Here is a 23,149-nt window from a genome sequence, read left to right on the forward strand (position 1 = left end):
CCGGAAGTCGACGGTGCGACCGGCAGCTTCCTTTCCCAGCAGGGAGCTGCCCCGATCGGGTCGGCGGCGCCGGGGGCTCTCCTGAGACCAGGGCTCCCACCAGGCGTCGCCGACTCCCGATCCGCCCCCTGCCCGTACGCGCAGCACGCGGAGTGCCGCCTGCTGCGACGCGGATACCATGGCAGGGTGACTACGCCCCCCGCCGCCGGCACGCCCGCACCCCTCCTCGGCGCCGCCGACATCCGGCGCCTCGCGGCCGACGTCGACATCCGGCCCACCAAGACCCTCGGGCAGAACTTCGTGATCGACGGCAACACCATCCGCAGGATCGTCGCCGCGGCGAACCTCGGCCCCGACGAGACCGTCCTCGAGGTCGGCCCCGGCCTCGGGTCCCTCACGCTCGGCCTGCTCGACGCCGCCGAGCGCGTGGTCGCCGTCGAGATCGACCCGGTCCTCGCGGGGAGGCTGCCGGCCACCGTCGCGCAGTGGCGGCCCGAGCGCACCGCCGCCCTCGACGTCGTCCTCGAGGACGCGCTGCGCGTGACGGAGCTGCCGCACCCGCCCACCGCCCTCGTGGCCAACCTGCCCTACAACGTCGCCGTGCCCGTGGTCCTCAACCTCCTCGAGCGCTTCGGCTCCCTGCGGCACGGGCTCGTCATGGTGCAGGACGAGGTGGCGGACCGCCTCGCCGCCCCTCCCGGGTCGAAGACCTACGGCGTCCCGTCCGTGAAGGCCGCCTGGTACTCCAGCATGACCAAGGCCGGCGTGGTGGGCATGAACGTCTTCTGGCCGGCCCCGAAGATCGCCTCCGGCCTCGTCCGCTTCACGCGCCGCGAACCTCCGGCCACGACCGCCACACGCGAACAGGTGTTCGCCGTCATCGATGCCGCGTTCGCGCAGCGCCGGAAGACCCTGCGCGCCGCGCTCGCGGGTTGGGCTGGCAGCCCCGTCCTGGCGGAGCAGGCGCTCCGGGACGCGGGCGTCGATCCCACGGCGCGGGGCGAGGTGCTCGACATCGCGGCCTTCGCCCGCATCGCCGAGGCACGGCGGGACGCCCCGGCGCCGACCCGGCCGGTGGGCTAGGTTGGTGGGTATGGTCCCGGGCAGAACAGTCGACATGCGCGCCGGCACACGCTCCGTCCGCGTCCGGGCCCCCGGGAAGATCAACGTCTCCCTCAAGGTGGGACCGCCGCGCGAGGACGGGTACCACGGCATCGCCAGCGTGTTCCTGGCCGTGTCCCTGTACGAGGAGGTCACGGCCACGCTGGCCCCCGGGGACGCCATCACCGTGACCGTCAACGGCCAGGGCACCCTGAACCTCCCGCACGACTCCATCCCGCTGGACCGCACCAATCTCGCGGTCCGGGCCGCCGAACTCCTTGCGGAGGTCAGCCCCGGCCGCACGGGCGTGCACCTCGACATCACCAAGCGGGTGCCCATCTCCGGCGGCATGGGCGGCGGATCGGCCGACGCCGCTGCGGCCCTGCTGGCCTGCGACGCCCTGTGGGGCAGCGGCTTCTCCCGCGACGAACTGGCGAAGATCGCCGTGGACCTCGGCGCTGACGTGCCCTTCGCGCTCGTCGGGGGCACGGCCGTCGGACTCGGGGTGGGCGACCAGCTGACGCCTGCCATCTCGAAGACACCCCTGCACTGGGTCCTCGTCACCTCCGACTACGGCCTCTCCACCCCCGAGGTCTACCGCCGCCTCGACGAGATCCGCCTGCGCGACGGCGTGGAACCGGACCCGCAGCCGCAGATCGACCCGGCCATCCTCGGTGCCATGCGCGCCGGCGATGCCCAGCGCCTCGCCCCGCTGCTGCACAACGACCTGCAGCAGGCCTCGCTGGAACTCGCCCCCGCACTGGGCGATATCCTTGAGACGGGCAAGGCGGCGGGTGCGCTGGCCGGGATCATCTCCGGGTCCGGTCCCACCATCGCCTTCCTCACCTCGAGCTCGGGCCACGCGGCCGAACTCGAGTCCCTCCTCGGCACGGAGGGGCTGCAGGCGTCGTCCGTCCGCGGCCCGGCACACGGGGCCCGCATCGCCGCCTGACCGGACACTCCAGCTCCAACCGAAAGCAGCATCTCCTTGGCACACCTCCTCGGCGCGGAAAACCTCAGCGTCGCCTATGTCACCCGCACCATCCTCGACAACGTGTCCCTCGGTCTCGAGGACGGCGACCGCATCGGCATGGTGGGCCGCAACGGCGACGGCAAGTCCACGCTCATGCGCCTCCTCGCGCAGCGCAGCACCCCCGACTCCGGCCGCGTGACGAAGCGGCGCGACGTCACCGTGGGCTACCTCGACCAGTCGGACGTGCTCGACGGCGACCTCGAGGTGGGGCGCGCCATCGTGGGCGACCAGGCCGACCACGAGTGGGCGTCCAACCCGAAGATCCGCGACGTCATGGGCGGTCTCGTCTCCGAGGTGGACTGGCACGCGAAGGTGTCCTCCCTCTCCGGCGGGCAGAAGCGGCGCGTGGCCCTGGCCAAGCTGCTCATCGGCGACGACGATGTCATCATGCTCGACGAGCCCACCAACCACCTCGACGTCGAGGGCGTCGCGTGGCTCGCGCGCCACCTGCAGCAGCGCTGGCGCGCGACCGAGGGCGGGATGCTCGTGGTCACCCACGACCGCTGGTTCCTCGACGAGGTCTGCAACCACACGTGGGAGGTCCACGACGCCATGGTGGAGGACTTCGACGGCGGGTATGCCGCCTACGTCCTCGCCCGCGCCGAGCGGGACCGCATGAACGCCGTGGTCGAGTCCAAGCGCGTGCAGCTCGTCAAGAAGGAGCTGGCCTGGCTGCGGCGCGGCGCCCCCGCACGCACGGCCAAGCCGAAGTTCCGCATCGAGGCCGCGAACGAGCTGATCGCCGACGTCCCCGAGCCGCGGGACTCGCTCGCGCTCAGCAAGATGGCCATGTCGCGTCTCGGCAAGGACGTGCTCGACCTCGAGGACGTCAGCCTGAGGATCGACGACGGCGAGGGCTCGGACCGGCAGCTGTTCGACCGGATCACGCTCCGGCTCGCGCCGGGCCAGCGCCTGGGCCTCGTGGGGGTCAACGGGTCCGGCAAGACCACGCTGCTGCGCCTGCTCAACGGCGAGCTCCAGCCGGATGCCGGCAAGGTCAAGAAGGGCAAGACCGTCCAGACGGCCGTGCTGTCCCAGGAGGTCCGGGAGCTCGACGACGTCCGCGACAGCCGGGTCATCGAGGTCATCGAGTCCGAGAAGCGGGTCTTCGCGGTCGGCGGCAAGGAGGTCTCGGCCAGCCAGCTGGTGGAGCAGCTCGGCTTCACCAACGAGAAGCAGTGGACGCGCGTCAGCGAGCTCTCCGGCGGTGAGCGCCGACGCCTCCAGCTGCTCCGCCTGCTGGTCGGCGAGCCGAACGTCCTGATGCTCGACGAGCCCACCAACGACCTCGACACCGACACCCTGTCCGCCATCGAGGACGTGCTCGACGGCTGGCCGGGCACGCTCGTGGTCGTCTCGCACGACCGCTACCTGCTGGAGCGGGTGACCGACAGCCAGATGGCGCTGCTCGGCGACGGCAGGCTCCGGGACCTGCCCGGCGGCGTGGACCAGTACCTCGAGCTGCGCAACGCCGCGGGGCCCATGACGGCCACCGGCAGCGCGGCGTCCCCGGCGATCAGCGGCGGTTCCACGGGCGGCTCCTCCGAGGCCGAGCTGCGGCAGGCGCGCAAGGACCTCGCGCGCATCGAACGGCAGATCAGCAAGGTGGATGCGCAGAAGGGCAAGCTCCAGCAGCAGATGAACGACGCCGGCGCCAAGGCCGACGCCGACTTCGAGCACATCGCGGGTCTCAATGCGCGCCTGCAGGAGCTGCAGACGGAGATCGAGGACCTCGAGCTGCAGTGGATGGACACCGCCGAGGTGCTCGGGGAGTAAATTCTGCATTTCCCCGCGTTTCCGGCGCCTGTCAAGCATGTTTAAGCTCACAGTAGGCCGGACCGGGGATGGTCGACACCGGGCTCCGTAGGGCTGCCGGATCCGTCGCGGGCGCGGGAGCCGAGGCGGCTCCGGGCGGCACCGCGAGCGCGTCCGGCCGCCCGTGCCGCCGCGCCCGCCGTCGTCCCGCAACAGCGGCGAAAGCGCAGGTCAGCGGCCGGTCGACGGCTTCCGGAGACCGCTCCACGGGAAGCCAGCCGATGCTTCGCCCGTGCCTCCCGCAGTCGCTCCACGCCCGGCCGTGACCGGCCGTCCGCCTGTCACGGGGCGGGTTCCCGCCCGCTGGAAACCTTGAGTAGGGACAAGTAGTAGCGGCGCTTTTTCGAGTAGGACATGAACTGGCGCGTCCCCCTAGTCTCAAAAAGGGAAGGGTCCTGATCGTCGCATCGGACCTCCTGCCAGGGACCGGCCGCAGCACAGCTGCGGCGGTGACCGGCGCCCCACGCCCGCTGACGTGCATCCCTACAGCCGTTTCATCTTCCAAGGACATCGATGCATTCAATTGCGCTCGCCGCCAGCCCAGCCCCCGCCGTCGACCTCGGCGTGCGGGTCCTGGGCGACCGGTGGTCCGCCTGGACCGCCTCCCTCGACTGGACCGACGTCAGTGCGTTCTGGGCGGAGATCTCGCCCTACTTCCCGATCGCGGTCGCCGGTGCCATCGTCTGGGGCCTCTGGCTCTACCGCTTCATCCTCTCCCACCGTGCCAAGCCGATCGTGACGGACTACCGCACCACCACATCGGTGGTGGTGCCGTCCTTCCACGAGGATCCGGACATCCTCATGAGCGCGCTCGAGTCGTGGCGCTCCCAGGGCCCCGACGAGATCATCATCGTCCTCGACGTCGAGGATCTCGACGCCTACGCCCGCATCGAGGCACTCGGGGATCCGACGATCAAGCCGATCCTGTTCCACCACGTGGGCAAGCGCTCGGCACTCGGCGCCGGCATCCGGCTCGCGCAGTACGACATCCTCGTGCTCACGGACTCCGACACGTGGTGGCAGCCGGAGCTGCTGAAGAACGTCCAGATGCCGTTCATCGACCCGCTCGTCGGCGCGGTGGGCACCCACCAGAACGTCTACCAGCGCGACACCAGCGTGTGGCGCCGAGTCGCCGACTGGCTCGTGAACCTCCGCTACCTCGACTACGTCCCGGCCATGGGCGCCGCCGGCGCCGTCCCGTGCGTGTCCGGACGGACCGCCGTCTACCGCCGCTCCGCCGTGCTGCCCGTGCTCGAGCACCTCGAGAACGAGTACTTCCTCGGCAAGCGCTGCATCTCCGGCGACGACGGCCGGCTGACCTGGCTGGTCCTCGCCTCGGGCTACAAGACCGTCCACCAGTCGACGGCCCGGGCCCTGTCGATGTTCCCCGCCAGCTTCCGCGCCTTCGTCAAGCAGCGCGTGCGCTGGAGCCGCAACTCCTACCGCTGCTACCTGACGGCCATCGGCACGGGCTGGCTGTGGCGGGTCCCCTTCATCACCAAGGTCACCGTCCTGCAGATCCTGCTGACGCCCGTCACCATGGGCCTGACCATGTTCTACCTGCTCTTCAACCGCCTGGACTTCACCGTCCTGGGCGTGGCCGCCGCCCTGTGCTGGCTGCTGCTCGGCCGCGGCGTCCGCGGTGCCTCCCACCTCCGCCGCCACCCCAAGGACATCCTGATCCTGCCCGTCCTCGCCTTCGCCGTCATCCTCGTGGCCCTGCCCATCAAGCTCTACGCCTTCGCCACCATGAACAAGCAGGGCTGGCTGACCCGGCACGCCGACCAGATCGGCGGTGACGGCCAGAACGCCGGCAGCCTCGACACCACGACCACCGCCGGTGCGCTCCCGGGCCAGGACACCCGGGAGGCCGTCGCATGACCAGCCGCAAACCGATCCTGTTCGGCGTCCTCGCCCTCGTCTTCATCGCGCTCGTCGGAGCGGGCTTCCTCGCGGCCGGCAATGCGTGGAAGAAGTCCGAGGCCGACGCCGTGGGGCGCAACGAGATCGCCGCCAACGGCAACGTCCAGGGCGAGCTCTACACCGGCGACCCGCGCAGCGAGGCCCGCATCGTGCAGAGCGAGGAGGAGCGGCTCGTCTACGTACGGACCATCGCCTCCGCGGCCCGCTGGCGCGTGGACGGCCTCGAAGGCCCCTACCGCCTCCACACGGGCGCCACGAACACGCTCGTGCTGCCGGCCCGCACGGAGCCGTACACCACCGCCGACCTCCTCCAGCTCGCACCGGACACCTTCCGGCAGGTGGCATCCTCGACGTTCCTGCTGAGCGAGAACGTCGTGGTGCTGCCCGGCGCCACCCTGTCCCTGAACGGGGCGGAGGGCGTCACGGTCCGCATGCAGAGCGACGAGAACGCCTTCGTCTCGATCGTGGCCCTCGGCGGCTCGCTCGCCATGGCCGGCACGCCGGAGAACGCCGTCGCGCTCAGCAGCTGGAACGGCACGGGCGTCGACACCGACACCTCCGACGGGCGCGCCTACGTGCGGATGATCGGCGGCCACGCTGCGTTCTCGCACACCGCCGTCACGTCCCTGGGCTTCTGGAGCGGCAACACCGGGGGCCTCGCCCTCACGGGCACGGACACGGCGGGCACGTTCCGGGACCCCACCGCCACGCCCGAACCCGTGGCCCCGGCGGGCGCCCGCCTGCTGCCCGACGCCGACCTGCAGTCCATCGCGGACCAGTCGGAGATCGACTACAGCGTGGTCACCGCGGGCATCGACAACCTCACGGTGCAGGACAACGCCTTCGGCCTGTTCATCACCAACGCCCGCGACGTGGCCATCCGCGACACCACCATCAGGGGCAGCCTCGTGGACGGACTGGTGCTGCACCGCTCCGTCACCGACGCCACCATCGCCGGCACCACCTCGTCGGACAACGCGGTGGACGGCATCACCGTCGGACGTTCCAGCATGCGCGTGCAGCTGCAGGACGTCACGGCGCGGGGCAACGGACGCAACGGGATCTCCCTCGACGGGCAGCCCCTCGCGGACGGCCCGAACGCCGTCGGCACGGCCGTGGTCACCTACGGGGCCAACCGCGTGGTCAGGAGCACGGTCAGCGACAACGGCCGCTACGGCGTGGAGGTCAGCGGCGGTGAGAACCTCCGCCTGACGGGCAACACCATCCGCGGCAACGAGGTCGGCGTCGTCGTGAACTACGGAGCCAAGGGAGTCACCATCGTCGACAACGAGATCCGCGACCAGCACCAGCAGGGCGTCGCCGTACGCGACACCGGTGCGCAGGCGGACATCCGCAGGAACGCCATCTCCGGCGGCGACACGGGGGTGTACGTCCGGGACGCGACCGCGGCGATCACCGGCAACACCATGTCCTCCCTCTCCGGGCACGGCGTCTCCCTCCGCGGGAACGTCCCCGACACGCGGGTCACCGGCAACGACGTGGGCGGCTACGGCACCACCGCCATCTGGGACGAGACGTCCACCGGCGCGCTGGTCGAGGAGAACGAGCTGCTGGACTGGCACCCCGCCCCGACCGTGCACAGCGTCGTGAACTCCGTGTTCCAGCCGCTCACGTTCGTCTGGCTCCTGCTGGGTGCGCTGCTCGTCGCGACGGCCTTCACGCGCAAGCGCCACCTGCGGGTGCGGACCATCCGCAACCCCTACGAGGAGCGCGTCCCGCTGACGGCCCTCAGCCGCGGGATCGTCCGCATCGACGACGTCCGGGGTGCCCGATGACGCGCCGGGGCGGCCTGATCGCCCTCATCCTCGCCGTGGCCGCTCTCGCCGTGGCCGCCGTCATCGTGGTGGTGGGCCTCAACGGGACCAACGGCAAGGGATCCGCGGAGGAGGAACGCAGCCCCCAGCCCGGCACCACGCAGGACGCCGCCCCGTTGCCCGCACCCATCGAGACACCCGCCGAGTGCCCCGAGGCGACGGCGACGGTGAGCAACCCGAACGACCTCATGACCGCGCTCGACGCCGCCAAGCCGGGCGACGTCATCGGCCTCACACCCGGCGTGTACACGGGGAACTTCACCGCGTCGGCCGAGGGGACGGCGGAGCAGCCCATCACGCTCTGCGGGACCGCGGAGAGCATCCTCGACGGCGGCACCACCGACGACGGCTACGTGTTCCACCTGGAGGACTCCTCGTACTGGGTGCTGCAGGGGTTCACCGTCCGCAACGGCCAGAAGGGCGTCATGGTGGACCAGACCACGAACACCGTGATCCAGGGCCTGACCGTGACCACCACCGGTGACGAGGCCATCCACCTGCGGAAGTTCAGCACCGACAACCGGGTGTTCGCCAACACCATCAGCGACACAGGCCTGCGGAAGCCCAAGTTCGGCGAGGGCATCTACATCGGCACGGCCGAGAGCAACTGGTGCGACATCAGCAACTGCGAACCGGACCGCAGCGACCGCAACGAGATCGCCGGGAACACCATCTCCGGCACCACCTCGGAGAACGTGGACATCAAGGAGGGCACCTCCGACGGCATCCTGCGGGCCAACAGCTTCGACGGATCCGGGATCGTGGAGGCCGACTCCTGGGTGGACGTGAAGGGCCGCGGCTGGGTCATCGCCGAGAACACCGGCGCCAACTCGCCCCAGGACGGCTTCCAGACCCACGAGATCGTGGACGGCTGGGGGACCGAGAACGTCTTCCGAGACAACGTCGCGGAGGTCAACGGGCCCGGCCTCGGCTACTCCCTGAAACCGGTCCGCGGCAACGTCGTCGAATGCAGCAACACGGCCTCCGACGCCGGCGAAGGCCTGTCCAACGAACCCTGCGCCTCCGGCTGACCCGAGCCCTGCCCCAGACCCCCTACTACCTGCCAGCACCACCCCTTATGACAATCCGTGCTACCCCCTACCCAAAAGAGGACCCATGAGCATCCCCCCTCGTAACGACCAGCCAGCACCCCGGGTGACCGTCATCGGCACCGGCTACCTCGGGGCCACCCACGCCGTCTGCATGGCCATCATGGGCTTCGACGTCCTCGGCGTCGACGTGGACCAGCGCAAGATCGACATGCTGTCGGCCGGCAAGGTGCCGTTCTTCGAGCCGGGCCTGCCCGAGAAGCTCGAGGAGGCCCTCGCCTCCGGCCGCCTCCGCTTCAGCACCGACTTCGACGAGGCCGCCGCCTTCGGCGACGTGCACTTCGTCTGCGTCGGCACGCCGCAGGCAGCCGACTCCTCGGCCGCGGACATGCGCTACGTCGACGCCGCCTTCACGGCGCTGGCCACCCGGATCGACCGGAAGGCCCTGCTCGTCGGCAAGTCGACCGTGCCCATCGGCACCGCGGCGCGCCTCACCACGATGGTGCAGTCGGTGTCACCCCTCGGCGCCGAGCTCGAGCTCGCCTGGAACCCCGAGTTCCTCCGCGAGGGGTTCGCCGTCCAGGACACGCTGTTCCCCGACCGCCTCGTGTTCGGCGTCGGCTCCGCGTGGGCCGAGGAGCAGCTGCGCCGGGTCTTCGCGCCGATCCTCGACCTCGACACCCCCGTGATCGTCGCCGACCTCGCCACCTCCGAGCTCGTGAAGGTGGCAGCGAACTCCTTCCTCGCCACGAAGATCTCGTTCATCAACGCGATGGCGGAGATCTGCGAGGCGACGGGCGCGGACGTCAACCACCTCGCCCAGGCGCTCAGCCTGGACGACCGCATCGGCGGCCGGTTCCTCAAGCCGGGTCTCGGCTTCGGCGGCGGCTGCCTGCCCAAGGACATCCGCGCGTTCAAGTACCGCGCCGAGGAGCTCGGTGTCGGGCAGGCCGTGAGCTTCCTCGGCGAGGTCGATTCGATCAACAACCGCCGCCGCGTGCGCACCGTCGACCTCATCCGCGAGCTCGCCGGCGGGAACCTGGAGGGCCAGCGCGTGGCCGCCCTGGGCGCCGCCTTCAAGCCGAACTCCGACGACGTCCGGGACGCCCCGGCGCTCGACGTCGCCCGGCTGCTCTACCTCGAGGGCGCCATCGTCACGGTCTACGATCCCGAGGCCAACGCCAACGCGCACCGCGCCTACCCGGACCTCAACTACGTGGGGTCCATGGCCGAGGCCGTGGAAGGGGCCGACGTCGTGGCCCTGCTCACCGAGTGGTCCGAGTTCCGCGACGCGGACCCCGAGGAGCTCGGCTCCCTCGTGGCGCACAAGCGGATCCTCGACGGCCGCCACGCACTGAACGCCAACGACTACACGGCGAAGGGCTGGCAGTACCGGGCCCTCGGCCGGCCCGCACAGGCGGCCACCGTGGAGCTCGCGAGCGACGTGCGCGACGAGACGCCGACGCTCGCGCTCTAGCCTTTCCGGGCCGACGCACGGCACATGCAGTAGATGCAGTAGACACGGCAGGGGCCGGGTGGGATTCCCACCCGGCCCCTGCCGTGTCCGGTCGGACTAGCGGCAGGCGATGTTGCTCAGCCCGCGGACGGCGCCGCTGGGCTTGCAGGAGACGGTGTTCCCGAGGCTCGCGGACTGGACCCAGACCTCGTAGCCGGGGACGCCGCCCTGCACGGAGTTGCCCGTCACCACGTTGCCCGTGCCCCAGCCGGCGAGGACCGAGTGCACCTGGATGGCGTCGAGCCTGGTGCCGGAGCCGGAGTTGCCCTCGATCCGGTAGCCGTTGCCTTTCACGTCGATCCAGGAGTCGGCGTCGTTGGCGCCGGAGAACCCCGCGTTGGTGAACACGTTGCCGGCGACCACGCCGCCCGTGGTGCCCTCCTTGATGTCCACACCCTCGGCGGCCGTGTTGCTGATGCGGTTCCCGCGGATGGTAACGCGGTCCGACCGGTCCGGCACGCCGCCGGTCCAGTTGCTCTTGGCGCTGCCCACGTAGACCCCCTCGCCGTACCCGGGCTGCTTCAGCCCGGTGTCGTGGATGGAGGAGCCGAGGAGCGCGCCGTCCGTGCTGCCGGTCCTGAAGTGGACGGCCTCAGCGCCGATGCTGCCGACGTCGACGCCGCTGATGACGGTGTTCTTCGAGCCGTCGAGGACGATCCCCTTCGCGGCCGTCGTGACCGAGAGGCCCTCGACGCGCCAGTAGGAGCCCGTCACGTGCAGGCCGTAGCCGGAGGACGTGGAGCCGGAGGAGAGGACGGCGTTGCGCGAGCCGCGCAGGGTGATCGGGGCTGCGGCGGTTCCCTGGGCCGAGGCCACGAAGGACCCGACGTACCGGCCGTCGGCGAGCTGGATGACAGATCCCGGGCGCGCCGTCCTGAGCGCCGACTTGAGCCCGGCGGTCGTGGAGACCTGCACGACGCCGGTGGGTGCGGGTGTGGCTGCGGGCGCGGGCGCGGCTGCGGGAGCAGGCGTGACGGCGGGTGCAGGTGCAGGTGCGGGTGCAGGTGCGGGGACAGCGGCTGGGACCGGAGCCGGGGCCGGGGCGGGAGCGGGAGCGGGAGCCGGTGCGGGTGCCGGTGTCGGTGCGGGGGAGGCTACCGGGGCGGGTGCGGGCTCTGCGACCGAGAAGACCACGGTGCTCTCCTCCCGTCCGGCGGGCGTCTCCCATCGGACATTGAGCTTATGCGAGCCCGCTCCCGCGGTCACGGGCCATGAGTAGGGGGCGGTGGCGTCCTGGCCCAGGTAGGTGCCGTCCAGCTTGAACTTCACCTTGGCGCCGGCCGGTGCGTCGACGCTCACGGTGAGGGCGCCGTCGGACTGCACGGTGCCGGCGAGGGGGGAACCGTCGCCGAGGACGGTCGGGGTGGCGGCCGATGCCGGGAGGGCGATGGAGGATGTCGCAACTGCGGTGACAGCGGCGACCATCGCGAGCCTGCCGCCGGCGCGCAGGGAGAAGTACGGGTTCATCTGCTTCTTTCCATGTGAGACCTACCGCAAGCGCGGTTCGCACCGAGGCTACGAAGGGCCCGGCCGGGACACCACGGCGTAGACCCGGCTTTGCGAGAAAAAGGGGAAGGTCTGCGGGAACACCGGCAAGGTCTGCGGGAACACTGGAGCTTCCTTGCGCCAACCAGCACCGCCGGACCGAGTAGTACGCCGGTGAAGACGGGTACCGGGGCAGGTAAATCACTCTCGTAATCCGGCTGGGCGCCCTGTTAGCTGAGGGCCACATGGTCAAGGACGAGCGTCACGTGGGGAAGCTATGAGTTACGGTCTCAGCATCGATGTAGGCACCAGCTTCACCGCAGCAGCGGTGCTGCGGACCGACGGGCAGGGGCCCGAGGAACCGAGGATCCTGCCGCTGGGCGGCCGTGGCACCAGCATCCCGACGGTCGTCTTCGTGGGCTCCGACGGCACGCGCCTCGTCGGCGAGATCGCCGAACGCCGAGGGCTCGCGGAGCCGGCGAACGTGGCCAGGGAGTTCAAGCGACGCATGGGCGATTCCGTGCCCCTCGTCCTCGGCGGCACCGCGATCCTCCCGGAGGAGCTCTTCGCCGTGATCGTCACCTGGGTGGTGGGTGTCGCCACCGAGAGGGAAGGTGAACCCCCGGCCTCGATCACCCTCACGCACCCCGTCGGGTGGGGGGAGCACCGCACCTCGCTGCTGAGGGGCGCGCTCGCAGCCGCTGGTCACGACGACGTCGTCCTCATGTCCGAGCCGGAGGCCGCCGCGCTGTCCTACGCCGCGCGGGAGCGCGTGAGCCAGGGCAGCACCCTCGCCGTCTACGACCTCGGCGGCGGGACGTTCGACGCGACCGTGGTCCGCAAGGCCGACGCCGACACGTTCACCATCCTCGGGACGCCCCAGGGCATGGAACGCCTCGGCGGCGCCGACTTCGACCAGGACGTCTTCAACCGGGTGCTCGACGACTCCGACGTGTCCTTCGGGGAGCTGGAGCACTCGTCCCCCGAGGTGCTGGTCGCGCTGAACCGGCTGCGCCGCGAGTGCGCCGAGGCCAAGGAGGCGCTGTCCTCCGACTCGGAGGTGACGGTGTCCGTCATGGTGCCCGGATTCCACTCCCAGGTGCGCCTGGTGCGGTCGGAGTTCGAACTCATGGTGGAACCCGCCCTGCAGGAGACCGTCGAGACCATGCGCTCGGCGCTCGAGAGCGCGGGCGTCAGGGCCGAGGACCTCACCGCGATCCTGCTGATCGGCGGATCCTCGCGCATCCCGCTGGTGGCGCAGCTGCTGTCCGCGGAGTTCAACCGGCCCCTCGCCATCGACGTGGATCCGAAGGCGTCCGTCGCCCTCGGGGCCGCGTTCGCGACGGCCGCCCTCGAGGACACCGACGACGAGCACGCGGCGCAGGCCGTCCCCGCGGCGGGCTCCGGCGAGGGGGCAGGGGCGACCGACCGGCGCAGGACCGGCGTCAACGCCGCCGGGTTCTCCGTACCGTCCAGGGCGGGGGCCGCAACGCCGCACCACGGGCCCGCGGGCCGGCCGACCACGCGGCGGCTGGGCTTCCGCGTCGGGGCGATCGCCTCCGCGGTGGCGCTGCTGGGGGTCGCGACGGCGACGGCGACGAATGCCCCCAATCTGACCAACGTGATCTCCGACTGGGCCGGTGACCCGCGGGCCGATGCGGCCGAGCAGCCGAACGCCGCACCGACCGCACAGGAGCCCGTGGCTGCGCCGGACGCAGCGGGGCTCGGCGTCGGCCCTCTCGCCGATGCGGGGGCACCCACCCTGCAGGACAAGCTCTTCGGCGTCGGCGCGGACGCCGCAGCGGACGCGGCACCGCGTCCAGGGGCGACGCCGTCACCTGCCGGCACGAAGCGCGACACCGACAGGGCCTCCGACGGAGCCGCCAAGGAATCGACCGCCCCGGGATCGGCCGATCCCCGGGCCGGGTCGGGCGCCACGCCCGCCCCGGCGCCTTCGGCGGGAACGCCGGGCGGGAATCCCGGGACGACCCCGGTGGACCCACCGGCATCTCCGTCGCCGTCGAACCCGGCGCCCTCCCCGGTAGATCCCACCACGCCGGCCCCGACTCCTGCACCGGAACCGACCGTCCCGCCGACGGTGCCCCCGACCGTCCCGCCGACGACGCCTCCGACCGTCCCGCCGACAGTGCCCCCGACGACGCCGCCGACGACGCCGGCCCCCGACCCGACAGTGCCCCCGACCACGGCGCCTCCGACGGTTCCGCCGACGACTCCGGCCCCCGAACCGTCCGTCGCGCCGTCGACGGCACCGGTGCTTCCGCCGCCGACCGCTCCGGCCCCTCCGCCGGGGACCGAACCGCCGGCTCCCGGTGAGAGCGTCCTGGCCCTGTCCGTCGCCCTGGGCCTCTGATCGTGGTGGGCTTCCTCGATGCCGGTGTGCGCCCGGCCGCCGCGAACCACGTGCCGGAGCTCGACGCAGCCACCCACGAGGTGGTCCTCGCCCTGTGCATCGGATTCTCGATCCCGGGCCTGCTCCCTCCACTGCTGCACAACGACGGCGTCCCCGCCGAGCAGCTCATGGCACGCGCCAGGACGGCAGGCCTCGTGCAGGCCGACGGCCGCCCCTCGGAGGAGCTGCGCGCGGCCCTGCTGAAGGACGCCGAGGTGTACCAGGTGCGGCGGCTGCAGCGCGCCCTCGTGGACCTGTACTGCGAGGAGTCCCTGCCTCTCGGCCGTCTCGCCCGTCAGCTCGCGACCGACGGCTTCGCCGACGAGCGGCTGGCCGGCGTCCTGGAGAGCGAGGGTGCGGCGCTCCTCAGCGCCGATCCGGGCAGCGCCCTGGAACTGCTCGAGCTGGCCGTCGCCGCCGGCGCCGACGCCTCGCGGACGGCTCCGCAGAGGGCGGAGGCGGCCCTGTCCGTCGGTGATCTCGACACCGCCTCGCGCATCCTCGAGGGCTACTTCGCGCACCATTCGCCGGAGGCCCGGAAGTCGCTGCCCGACCTGCCCCGGGCGCTCCGCGTGTCCTGTGCACTCTGGGCGCATCGCGGCATGATGTCGCGCGCCGCGGACGTGCAGCGGTGGGCCGCGACGCTCCGGCCCCCGGAGATCGAACCCCTGGGAGCCCTCGCACTGCTCGCCGCCGGTGACGCCGCCGGCGCCCGGCGCCTCCTCGAGCTGGGCGGTCATGCCCCCAGTCCGTCGCTGCAGGAGGCCGCGGACACGCTGCTCATGGAGGGGGCCCTGCTGTCCCTGGACGCCAACCCCGCCGGTACGCTCCCCACGCTCATCCGCGCCTCCGACACCCTCGACGCCGCGGGAAGGGTCTCGCCGTCGCCGGAACTGCCGGCCGGGTTCGCGGCGAACGTCGCGCTCCTCGCCGGCAGTCCACAGACAGCGCTGTCCCTCCTCCAGGCCGCACTCGCGAGCGGGCAGGGCGGGCAGGGGATGCGCCCGCGCCTGTGCCTGCTCGGCGGCTGGGCCGCGATGCTCCTCGACCAGTCCGCCGCGGCGCGCAGCTTCATCACCGAGGCAGCGCGCACCGGGGTACGGCTCGGCCCGCGCGACGAGCTGCTGCTCGCATCCCTCGAGGTGGGTCTCGCCCGGAGGGCGGGGGAGGCCTCCGCCCTCGTCCGGACCTGGCAGAAGGCCCGCGAGGCCCTGCTGCACGTCTCCGTGGACCTGCTCACCGTCCTGCCCCTGACCGAACTGGTCATCGCCGCGGCCCGGCTGCGGGACGCCGAGGCCCTCACGCCGCACCTCGACGACGCGTGGAAGCTGCTGACGAACCTGGGCGGCCCGCCGCTCTGGTCGGTGCCGCTCCACTGGTCGGCCGTGCAGGCCGCCCTGCTCCTCGAACGCCCGGACGATCTCGCCCCGCACGCGGCGGCACTGGCGAGCCGCACCGGGACCTACCCGCTGGCGGCCACCTTCGCGACGGCGGGTAAGGCCTGGGTCTCGGTCCTCGCCGAACACTTCGACACCGACGCCGTCGAGGCGGCGGCGCGGGGCCTGGCAGCAGCCGGGTTCTCCTGGGAGGGCGCGCGGCTCGCCGGACATGCATCGGCCCGGGCCGCGGAGCGCAGGGACATGACGCGCCTGCTCTCCTGCGCCCGCGACCTCCGCCCCGCCCGCGACCGCACCGCCAGGCCCGACGTCCGACCGGAGCCCCGGCCGGAGCCGCGCCAGGGGGGACCGGACCTGCCGGCCGACGCACGGCCCCACCGTGACGTGCCTGCCCGCCCGGCGGTCGGCAGTGCGCGCACGGTCGTCTCCCCGCCCCGCGCCGTCCCGGGCAGCGGTCCCCACCGGACAGGAGGGCCCGCGCTCAGCGGACGCGAGCGCGAGATCGCGCAGCTGGTCCTGCTCGGCCGGACCTACCGGGAGATCAGCGAGGAGATCTTCATCTCGCCCCGCACGGTGGAGCACCACATTGCCAGGATCCGGCGCCGCTTCGGGGCGTCGTCGCGCTCCGACCTGCTGGCACGCCTCCGCCTCTCCCTCGAACCCGCCGGCGGCAGCACCGCCCCGGGCCCGGCGGGGGAATCCCCTAACGGCCGCAGGCTAATCCCCTAATGGTTGCCGGGGGCTAGGGGTACAACTACCGATGCCCCGGTACGGCCCCCACTCCTACGTTTGAAACAAGCCGGCAGTGTCGCCGGCGAAACCCGCCCAGTCACTCACGAAGGAACACCTCATGGCTACTCTCGCTTCAGACCTCCTCGACTTCCTCATGGGTCTCTTCAACGACCAGCAGGCCGCCTCCGACTTCATCAGCGATCCCGAAGCAGTGCTGGCCGAAGCCGGCCTCTCCAACGTCTGCGGGGACGACGTCGACGCCGTCATGCCCGTGATCCTCGACTACGCACCGGTCAGCTTCGGCGGCCGGAACGAGAGCTCGTTCGACCGCTCCTACGACACCGGCGGGAACTCCGCCACCGCCGGCGGCGGAGCCATCACCGCTCCCGTCATCCAGGGTGTTCCGGGCGCTCCCGGTGCTCCTGGTGCTCCTGGTGCTCCTGGTGCTCCGGGCGCTCCGGGCCGCGACGGCGAGGACGGCGATGACAGCGACCACGGCAACGCCGTGCAGCAGCTCATGCACATCGTGAACAACTACTCCTACACCTCCACCGTCGACGACCGCGACACCATCACGGACCAGTCCGTGAACCAGAACATCTGGGCCGACGGCGACGTCAGCCAGTGGTTCGACAACGACGCCGTCGTCGCCTCCGGTGACCGTGCGGTGGCAGCGGGCGACGACGTGGACGACGTCGACAACTCGATCGACAACTCCGTGGACAACTCGGAGGACAACTCGACCAACGTCGAGGCCGGCGGCTCGGCGAGCGTGGACATCGGCACCGTCGAGGACTCGTACAACGACAACTCGGAGACCTCCATCGAGGACTCGTACAACGACAACTCCGACAACTCGGTGGACACCGACACGGACATCGACGTCGTCATCGAGGACTCCCTGAACACGGACAACTCCGACAACTCCGACAACTCGGACAACTCGGTCAACACCGACGTCGAGATCTCGGACTCCTTCACCTCGGACAGCTCCACCACGGTGACGGACAACTCGGACAACTCCATCAACACCGACGTCGACATCTCCGACTCCTTCACGGTGGAGGAGACCACGACGAACACCACCACGACGACGGACAACTCCGACAGCTCCATCAACACCGACGTCGTCATCGAGGACTCGTTCACCTCGGACAGCTCGGTGAACACCGACGTCGTCATCGAGGACTCGTTCACCTCGGACAGCTCGGTCAACACCGACGTCTCCTTCGACGACTTCACCTCCATCGACGAGTCCGCGTTCTTCGTGGACAACGAGGTCGAGGTCGCCACGGAGCTCACCGTCGAGGACTCCTCGCTCTAACCGCAGTTCAGCGTTACCCTCAGGCCCAACGGGAGTCCGCTCCCGTTGGGCCTGAGTCACGGTCTCATTCGCAGCACACGGAGGAGTGTTCCATGGACGATCTCGTCCCCCTGGTGAAAAGCGGTCTCGGCCTGGTCGCGGAGGGCGACCGCGCGGATCTCCGGCAGCGGCTGGAGCAGACGCTGGGCCGGCTCGCCAACCCGGATGTGCGGGTGATCGTGGTGGGCGAGTTCAAGCAGGGCAAGAGCAAGCTGATCAACGCGCTCGTCAACGCGCCGGTATGCCCGGTGGACGACGACATCGCCACCTCCGTGCCCACCGTGGTGCGGTTCGGGGAGCCCGCCTCCGCGGCCGTGCTGGTGCCGCGCACCGGCGGCGCCGACCAGGACGGCTCGGCGTTCGAGCGGCGCCCCGTGGCGCTGAAGGACATCGCCTCGTTCGTCTCGGAGCGGGGGAACCCCTCCAACCAGCAGGGCCTCGCGTCGGCGGAGGTGCTGCTGCCCCGCCGGGTGCTGGCCGACGGCCTGTCGGTGATCGACTCGCCGGGCGTGGGCGGGCTCGAGTCGGCGCACGCGCTGACCACCCTGACGGCGCTGCCCACGGCGGACGCCATGATCCTCGTGTCCGACGCCTCCCAGGAGTACACCGAACCGGAACTGCGGTTCCTGAAGCAGGCGCAGCGGATCGTGCCGAACGTCGGGTGCGTGCTGTCCAAGACGGACCTGTACCCGCAGTGGCGGCTCGTGGCCGACCTCGATCGCGCGCACCTCGCGTCGGCGGGCATCGGAACCATCCCGCTGATCCCCGTGTCCTCGGACCTCCGCCTCGCCGCGGCGAAGGCCAACGACGCCGAGCTCAACCAGGAATCGGGCTTCCCGGACCTCGTCGCGTACCTCCGGCGCGACGTCGTCGGGAAGGCCCAGGCGCTGCGCCGGCGGTCCGTCGCCCACGACCTGCTCTCCGTCACCGACCACCTGCGCCTGTCCGTCACCACCGAGCTCTCCGCGCTGCAGAACCCCGAGGGCGTCCCGGTCCTCCTGGCCGAGCTGGAGGAGGCCAAGGAGAAGGCCGACCAGCAGCGCAAGCGGTCCTCGCGCTGGCAGACGACGCTCAACGACGGCGCGTCGGATCTCATCGCCGACATGGAGCATGATCTCCGCGACCGCTTGCGGTCGATCCAGCGCGAGGCGGAGGTCGCCATCGACGCCGGCGATCCCGGGCCCGTGTGGGACCAGTTCGCGGAGTGGATCGAGCAGCGCGTCGCGTCGGCGGTGTCCGACACCTTCGTGTGGACCAACGAGCGCTCGCAGTGGCTCGCCGAGCAGGTGGCCGAACTGTTCGCGCTCGACGAGGTGCCCCTGCCCCTGCTGGAGGTCGCCGGCACCGACGGCGTCCTGGCGCCCGTCGAGGAGATCCCGTATCTGGACCCGGGACGGGTCAGCGCCGCGGGCAAGGTGCTGATCGGCATGCGCGGGTCCTACGGCGGCGTGCTCATGTTCGGTCTGCTGACCGGCATCATCGGCATGTCCCTCATCAACCCCCTTTCGGTGGGTGCCGGTCTCCTGCTGGGGCGGAAGGCGTACCGCGAGGACAAGGATGCCCGGCTCAAGCGCCGGCAGGCCGACGCGAAGAACCTCGTGCGGCGGCAGATGGACGACGTCGTCTTCCAGGTGGGCAAGCAGCTCAAGGACCGGCTCCGCCAGGTCCAGCGCGAGATCCGCGACCACTTCGGCAACATCGCCGAGGAGCACCACCGGTCGCTGGCCGACTCGGTGACCGCCGCCCAGCGGATCGCCGCGACGTACCGGCAGGAACGCGACGGACGCGTGACGGAACTGAAGGCACAGCTCACCCGCATCGACCAGCTCTCCGCCCGGGCGAAACGCCTCGTCCCCCGGGAACCGGTGCCCGCGCAGCAGCCCGTCGAAGCGATGGCAGCGGGATCATGACGGACAGCGGCGCCGTCGAGAGCCTCCTCCAGGAGGCCCTCGGGATCTACGAGCACGAGCCGACCATGCGGACCGAACTCGAGGGCTACGTGCGGCGCCTCCGGGAGCCGCTGCGCGTGGCCGTCGCCGGCATGGTCAAGGCCGGCAAGTCCACGCTCCTCAACGCGGTGATCGGTGAGGAGATCGCGCCCACGGGCACCGGGGAGTGCACCCGCATCATCACGTGGTACCGCTACGCCCCGACACCGCGCATCACGGCGTACCCCGTGGAGGGGGAGCCGTCCCTGCTCCCGCTCACGCGGGTGGACGGGCGGCTCGTGTTCGATCTCGGCGGACGCCAGGCGTCCGAGGTGGAGCGGATCGTCGTCGAATGGCCCGCGGAGAACCTGCGCCGCATGACCCTGATCGACACCCCGGGCATCGCCTCGCTCTCGGAGGGGGTCTCGGAGCTGAGCACGCGGTTCCTCACGCCGCAGGACGCCCCGTCCGAGGCGGACGCCGTCATCTACCTGATGCGCCACCTGCACGCCTCGGACGTCACGTTCCTCGAGGCCTTCCGCGACACGAGCGCCGCGAGGACCGGGACGGTCAACGCGTTGGCGGTGCTCTCCCGGGCCGACGAGGTGGGTGCGGGGCGCATCGACTCGCTCATCTCCGCCTCCCGCGTGGCCGACCGCTACCGCACCGATCCGTCCCTCCGGGCCCTGGTGCTGGACGTCCTGCCCATGGCGGGCCTGCTCGCGCAGAGCTCACGCACCCTGCGGCAGACGGAGTACGACGCCTTCGTGGCGCTGGGCGCCCTGGAGCGGACGCAGCGCGAACGCATGCTGCTCTCCGCCGACCGCTTCGTCACCGGGTGCGTGGAGTTCGGCATCCCCGAGGGCGACGCCCGGGCGCTGCTCGACCGCTTCGGGCTCTTCGGCGTCCGGCTGGCATCGGCCCTGGTGCGCGGCGGGGCCGACAGCGCCACGGCACTGGCGCACGAGCTCGCCCGGCGCAGCGGCCTCGACCTGCTGCTCGCCCTCGTCACCCGCCAGTTCGACGCGCGGTCCTCGACCCTGCGCGCCCGGACGGCGCTCGCGGGACTCGAGGCACTGGTGCGCACCCATCCGCGGGCGGGGAGCGCCGCGCTGAGAACCGGCATCGAGAAGATCAAGGCCAACGCCCACGAGATCCGCGAACTGCAGCTGCTCTCGGCGCTGCGTTCCGGTCAGGTGCCGCTGCCGTCGGCCGTGACGGCCGACGCCGAGCGGCTCATCGGGGGATCCGGCGTCGCCCCGGCGGAACGCCTCGCGCTGGCCCCCGAGGTCTCCCGCGAGGACATCCGCTCCGCGTCGCTGGCGGAACTCGAGCGGTGGCGTGCGCTCGCCGAGAACCCGCTCGTGGCCCGCGGAGCGCTGGAGGCCTGCCAGGTGGTGATGCGCTCCTGCGAGGAGCTCGTGGCGCGTGCGTCTCAGGTCGGCCGCCATACGCGCGAGGCCGTCACCGCCGCGGGTGGGCACTCCTGAACCAGCGCGAGACCGGCGGCAGGAGCGTGACCGCGAGCGCGACGACGGCGAGCGCCAGCTGCGCGATCGCGAGGTGCGGCACGGGCTGGAAACCCGCGGCGTCCGTGCCCAGGAACGCCTGGACCAGCAGCACGGCGCCGGCGTCGAGCACGAGCACGGGGAGCAGCGCCCACCGCGCCCACCCCCGCCCGGCCAGGAGCAGCCGCACGAGGAGCCCCGTGACCAGCAGCACCGCCGCGAGGGCGCCGAGGCTCCCCCAGAAGGCGATCGTGGCGGCCATCTCGGCATCCTCGGGTGCCACCCCCGAGTCGAGACCGACCGCGGTGTCCTGCAGGTCGGTCAGGTAGCCCTCCCGGTCGAGGAACGCGATGACGAGCGCCGCGACGCCGGCGGCCAGCGAGGCGAACCACAGTCCTCGCGCCACCCGCAGCAGCGACGGCGGCTGGGGTGCCGCGGTGATGGGCGGGGGGACGGCGTTGGACATCTCTGGCCGGGGAGGACGCATCCTCGTAATGTAACCGGGCCTCGCGCGGGCCACAACGGGTGAGGCCCGGCGCGTCCTCCCGGCAGGCTCCGGCCTCCCGCCTTAGCCCGTCCACTTTCCTCCGCGCGCCGGCCTCCCGCCCGGCGTCGTTCCTCCGTCTGGCCGCCGTCGTTCCTGCCTTATGGCCCTGGACAGTGTGTCAAACCCCGACACGCCGCCGCGGAGGCCGGTTCACGTCGAAAGGTGGGAACGACGGACGGCGTTCAGCGGATCGGTCTGCGCCCGAGGGCCTGGAGGACCACCGCGAGGAGCTGCTCCGGATGCCCCATCACGTCCTCGAACGTGAACCGGAGCACGGTGTACCCGGCGATCACGGCCGCGTTGTCGCGCAGCCTGTCGCGGCGGAAGGACTGCCGGTCCGAGTGGTAGGCCGCACCGTCGATCTCGACGACCAGGAAGCCCTCGACGAGGAAGTCGACGCGCCCGACACCCGGGATCCGCACCTGCGGCCGGACGTCGAGGCCGGCTCCCCGCAGCAGCAGGCGGGCCACCACCTCGATCGCCGAATCGGCCGTGCACTCGACCCTCGCGAGCGCGGTGCGGGCCTTCCCGTTGCGTCGGCCCTGCAGGCGGGCGTCGAGGGGTGCCCGGGTGGCGGCGCCGCGGCGGAGGGCGCACTCGACGACGGCGACCGACTCCTCCTCCGGCCGGCACTGGAGCACGTGGACCAGCACGTCCATGAGTCCGACCAGAGGCAGGTGCGCATGGACCGCGACCGACCGCCTCCGGTGGTTCACGCAGTCGGAGGAGGTGGCGTCCGGCCGGCTGAGGTGGATCTGCTCCGGATCGTGGACGCGCCACAACCCGTAGTGCGCCGCGGCGGAGACGCAGGTCAGCCGCGCATGCTCGTCGACCGCCTTGACGAAGTCGGCCGGTGCATCCGGCAGCGCCAGGACTCCCCGGCGGATGCGCAGGGCGCGGCCCTCGTCGACACCGCGGTCGATCTGCCACTGACTGATGCCCCGCGCGCGGAGCACATGGGTGGGCGCCACGCCTCCGACGAACGACAGCACGGTCTCCAGGCTCATCCCTGCAGTGAAGGCCGTCCTGACGAGGGGGAGGGGTGGCCCGTGCGGTATGTGCACAGCGGCAGTGGCCCGGGCGGCGCCGGGGAGATCGGCACAGCCGTCGTTCACTGTTCTCGGCCACGGAGTGCGTGTCGGGCGGGGGACACACCGGGTCGCGGGCCGGCCGGGCGCAGAAAGCAGGAACGACGGCCGGCGGCGACCGGAACGACGGCGGGGGCGGCGGGCGGCGGGCGGTTAGCCGGCGGTGGGCAGTGACGGTGGGCGACCCGGGCGGCGGCGGGCGGCCGGGGCGGGTCGCCCCCTCTGCCGGGACATGGCAAACTGGTACACCGTGCGCACATGCTCCGGCACCGGTCGGGCGTGGACGCGGTCCGCCCTGGTGTAACGGCAGCACCCCAGCCTTTGGAGCTGTGGAGTATAGGTTCGAATCCTATGGGCGGAACGGGGAGAGTCCTCGGCCGGTCGGGCCAGGACGCCGCCGGTCAGCTACAGCATTAGGA

At 71.6% G+C, this 23,149-nt stretch carries 15 protein-coding genes and 1 tRNA gene; 13 read left to right on the top strand and 3 right to left on the bottom strand.

Translation table 11 applies throughout. From position 1 onward, the window contains the following. Positions 1-186 precede the first annotated feature (186 nt). The 7 genes from rsmA (at position 187) to V6S67_RS04855 (ending at position 10,233) form a co-directional block, all read left to right on the top strand. Entirely contained in the window at positions 187-1,083 is an 897-nt protein-coding gene (gene rsmA / locus V6S67_RS04825) for a 16S rRNA (adenine(1518)-N(6)/adenine(1519)-N(6))-dimethyltransferase RsmA (protein ID WP_334209164.1), read from the top strand. A 34-nt stretch (positions 1,084-1,117) separates the two neighbouring features. Next, positions 1,118-2,053, top strand: a complete 936-nt coding sequence (locus V6S67_RS04830) for a 4-(cytidine 5'-diphospho)-2-C-methyl-D-erythritol kinase (RefSeq protein ID WP_334209165.1) — start codon at positions 1,118-1,120, stop codon at positions 2,051-2,053. Between the two features lie 36 nt (positions 2,054-2,089). Next, positions 2,090-3,910, top strand: a complete 1,821-nt coding sequence (locus tag V6S67_RS04835) for an ABC-F family ATP-binding cassette domain-containing protein (RefSeq protein ID WP_334209166.1) — start codon at positions 2,090-2,092, stop codon at positions 3,908-3,910. Positions 3,911-4,462: 552 nt separating this feature from the next. Beyond that, positions 4,463-5,830 (top strand): glycosyltransferase, encoded by a 1,368-nt coding sequence (locus V6S67_RS04840; RefSeq protein ID WP_334209167.1) that lies wholly within the window; start codon positions 4,463-4,465, stop codon positions 5,828-5,830. After that, the gene (locus tag V6S67_RS04845; RefSeq protein WP_334209168.1) at positions 5,827-7,668 is read left to right on the top strand and encodes a right-handed parallel beta-helix repeat-containing protein; all 1,842 of its coding nucleotides are present in this window, start codon (positions 5,827-5,829) and stop codon (positions 7,666-7,668) included. Before V6S67_RS04840 ends, V6S67_RS04845 begins: the two co-directional genes overlap by 4 nt. Further along, a complete protein-coding gene (locus V6S67_RS04850) occupies positions 7,665-8,738 on the top strand; it encodes a right-handed parallel beta-helix repeat-containing protein (protein WP_334209169.1) in 1,074 nt (357 codons plus the stop codon). Before V6S67_RS04845 ends, V6S67_RS04850 begins: the two co-directional genes overlap by 4 nt. Positions 8,739-8,823: 85 nt before the next feature. Beyond that, positions 8,824-10,233: a UDP-glucose dehydrogenase family protein gene (locus tag V6S67_RS04855; protein WP_334209170.1), complete on the top strand. Its 1,410-nt coding sequence runs from the start codon at positions 8,824-8,826 to the stop codon at positions 10,231-10,233. A 96-nt stretch (positions 10,234-10,329) separates the two neighbouring features. On the opposite strand, the gene V6S67_RS04860 is transcribed toward V6S67_RS04855, so the two are convergent. Continuing rightward, the gene (locus tag V6S67_RS04860; RefSeq protein ID WP_334209171.1) at positions 10,330-11,739 is read right to left on the bottom strand and encodes a right-handed parallel beta-helix repeat-containing protein; all 1,410 of its coding nucleotides are present in this window, start codon (positions 11,737-11,739) and stop codon (positions 10,330-10,332) included. 295 nt (positions 11,740-12,034) lie between these two features. On the opposite strand from V6S67_RS04860, the gene V6S67_RS04865 reads away from it, so the two are divergent. From V6S67_RS04865 to V6S67_RS04885, 5 genes are all read left to right on the top strand, one after another. Beyond that, complete coding sequence (locus V6S67_RS04865) at positions 12,035-14,128, top strand: Hsp70 family protein (RefSeq protein WP_334209172.1); 2,094 nt, start codon at positions 12,035-12,037, stop codon at positions 14,126-14,128. A 2-nt stretch (positions 14,129-14,130) separates the two neighbouring features. After that, entirely contained in the window at positions 14,131-16,293 is a 2,163-nt protein-coding gene (locus V6S67_RS04870) for a LuxR C-terminal-related transcriptional regulator (RefSeq protein ID WP_334209173.1), read from the top strand. A gap of 121 nt (positions 16,294-16,414) precedes the next feature. Then, positions 16,415-17,620, top strand: coding sequence for an IniB N-terminal domain-containing protein (locus V6S67_RS04875; protein WP_334209174.1), 1,206 nt, complete (start codon positions 16,415-16,417; stop codon positions 17,618-17,620). Positions 17,621-17,712: 92 nt separating this feature from the next. After that, positions 17,713-19,569 carry a dynamin family protein gene (locus tag V6S67_RS04880; protein WP_334209175.1) on the top strand — a complete coding sequence of 619 codons (1,857 nt, stop codon included), beginning with the start codon at positions 17,713-17,715 and terminating at the stop codon, positions 19,567-19,569. Further along, positions 19,566-21,077 carry a dynamin family protein gene (locus V6S67_RS04885; RefSeq protein ID WP_334209176.1) on the top strand — a complete coding sequence of 504 codons (1,512 nt, stop codon included), beginning with the start codon at positions 19,566-19,568 and terminating at the stop codon, positions 21,075-21,077. Before V6S67_RS04880 ends, V6S67_RS04885 begins: the two co-directional genes overlap by 4 nt. Here the strand turns inward: V6S67_RS04885 and V6S67_RS04890 are convergent. Then, the gene (locus V6S67_RS04890) at positions 21,052-21,582 is read right to left on the bottom strand and encodes a hypothetical protein (RefSeq protein ID WP_334209177.1); all 531 of its coding nucleotides are present in this window, start codon (positions 21,580-21,582) and stop codon (positions 21,052-21,054) included. The two genes, V6S67_RS04885 and V6S67_RS04890, sit on opposite strands and share 26 nt — an antisense overlap. 242 nt (positions 21,583-21,824) lie before the next feature. Next, complete coding sequence (locus V6S67_RS04895; RefSeq protein ID WP_334209178.1) at positions 21,825-22,649, bottom strand: DUF559 domain-containing protein; 825 nt, start codon at positions 22,647-22,649, stop codon at positions 21,825-21,827. Positions 22,650-23,019: 370 nt separating this feature from the next. Between V6S67_RS04895 and V6S67_RS04900 the strand changes: the two genes are divergently transcribed. Beyond that, positions 23,020-23,091 (top strand) — tRNA-Gln (locus V6S67_RS04900). The last annotated feature ends 58 nt before the right edge of the window (positions 23,092-23,149 follow it).

It is taken from the genome of Arthrobacter sp. Soc17.1.1.1 (assembly GCF_036867195.1).
GTDB lineage: Bacteria > Actinomycetota > Actinomycetes > Actinomycetales > Micrococcaceae > Arthrobacter_D.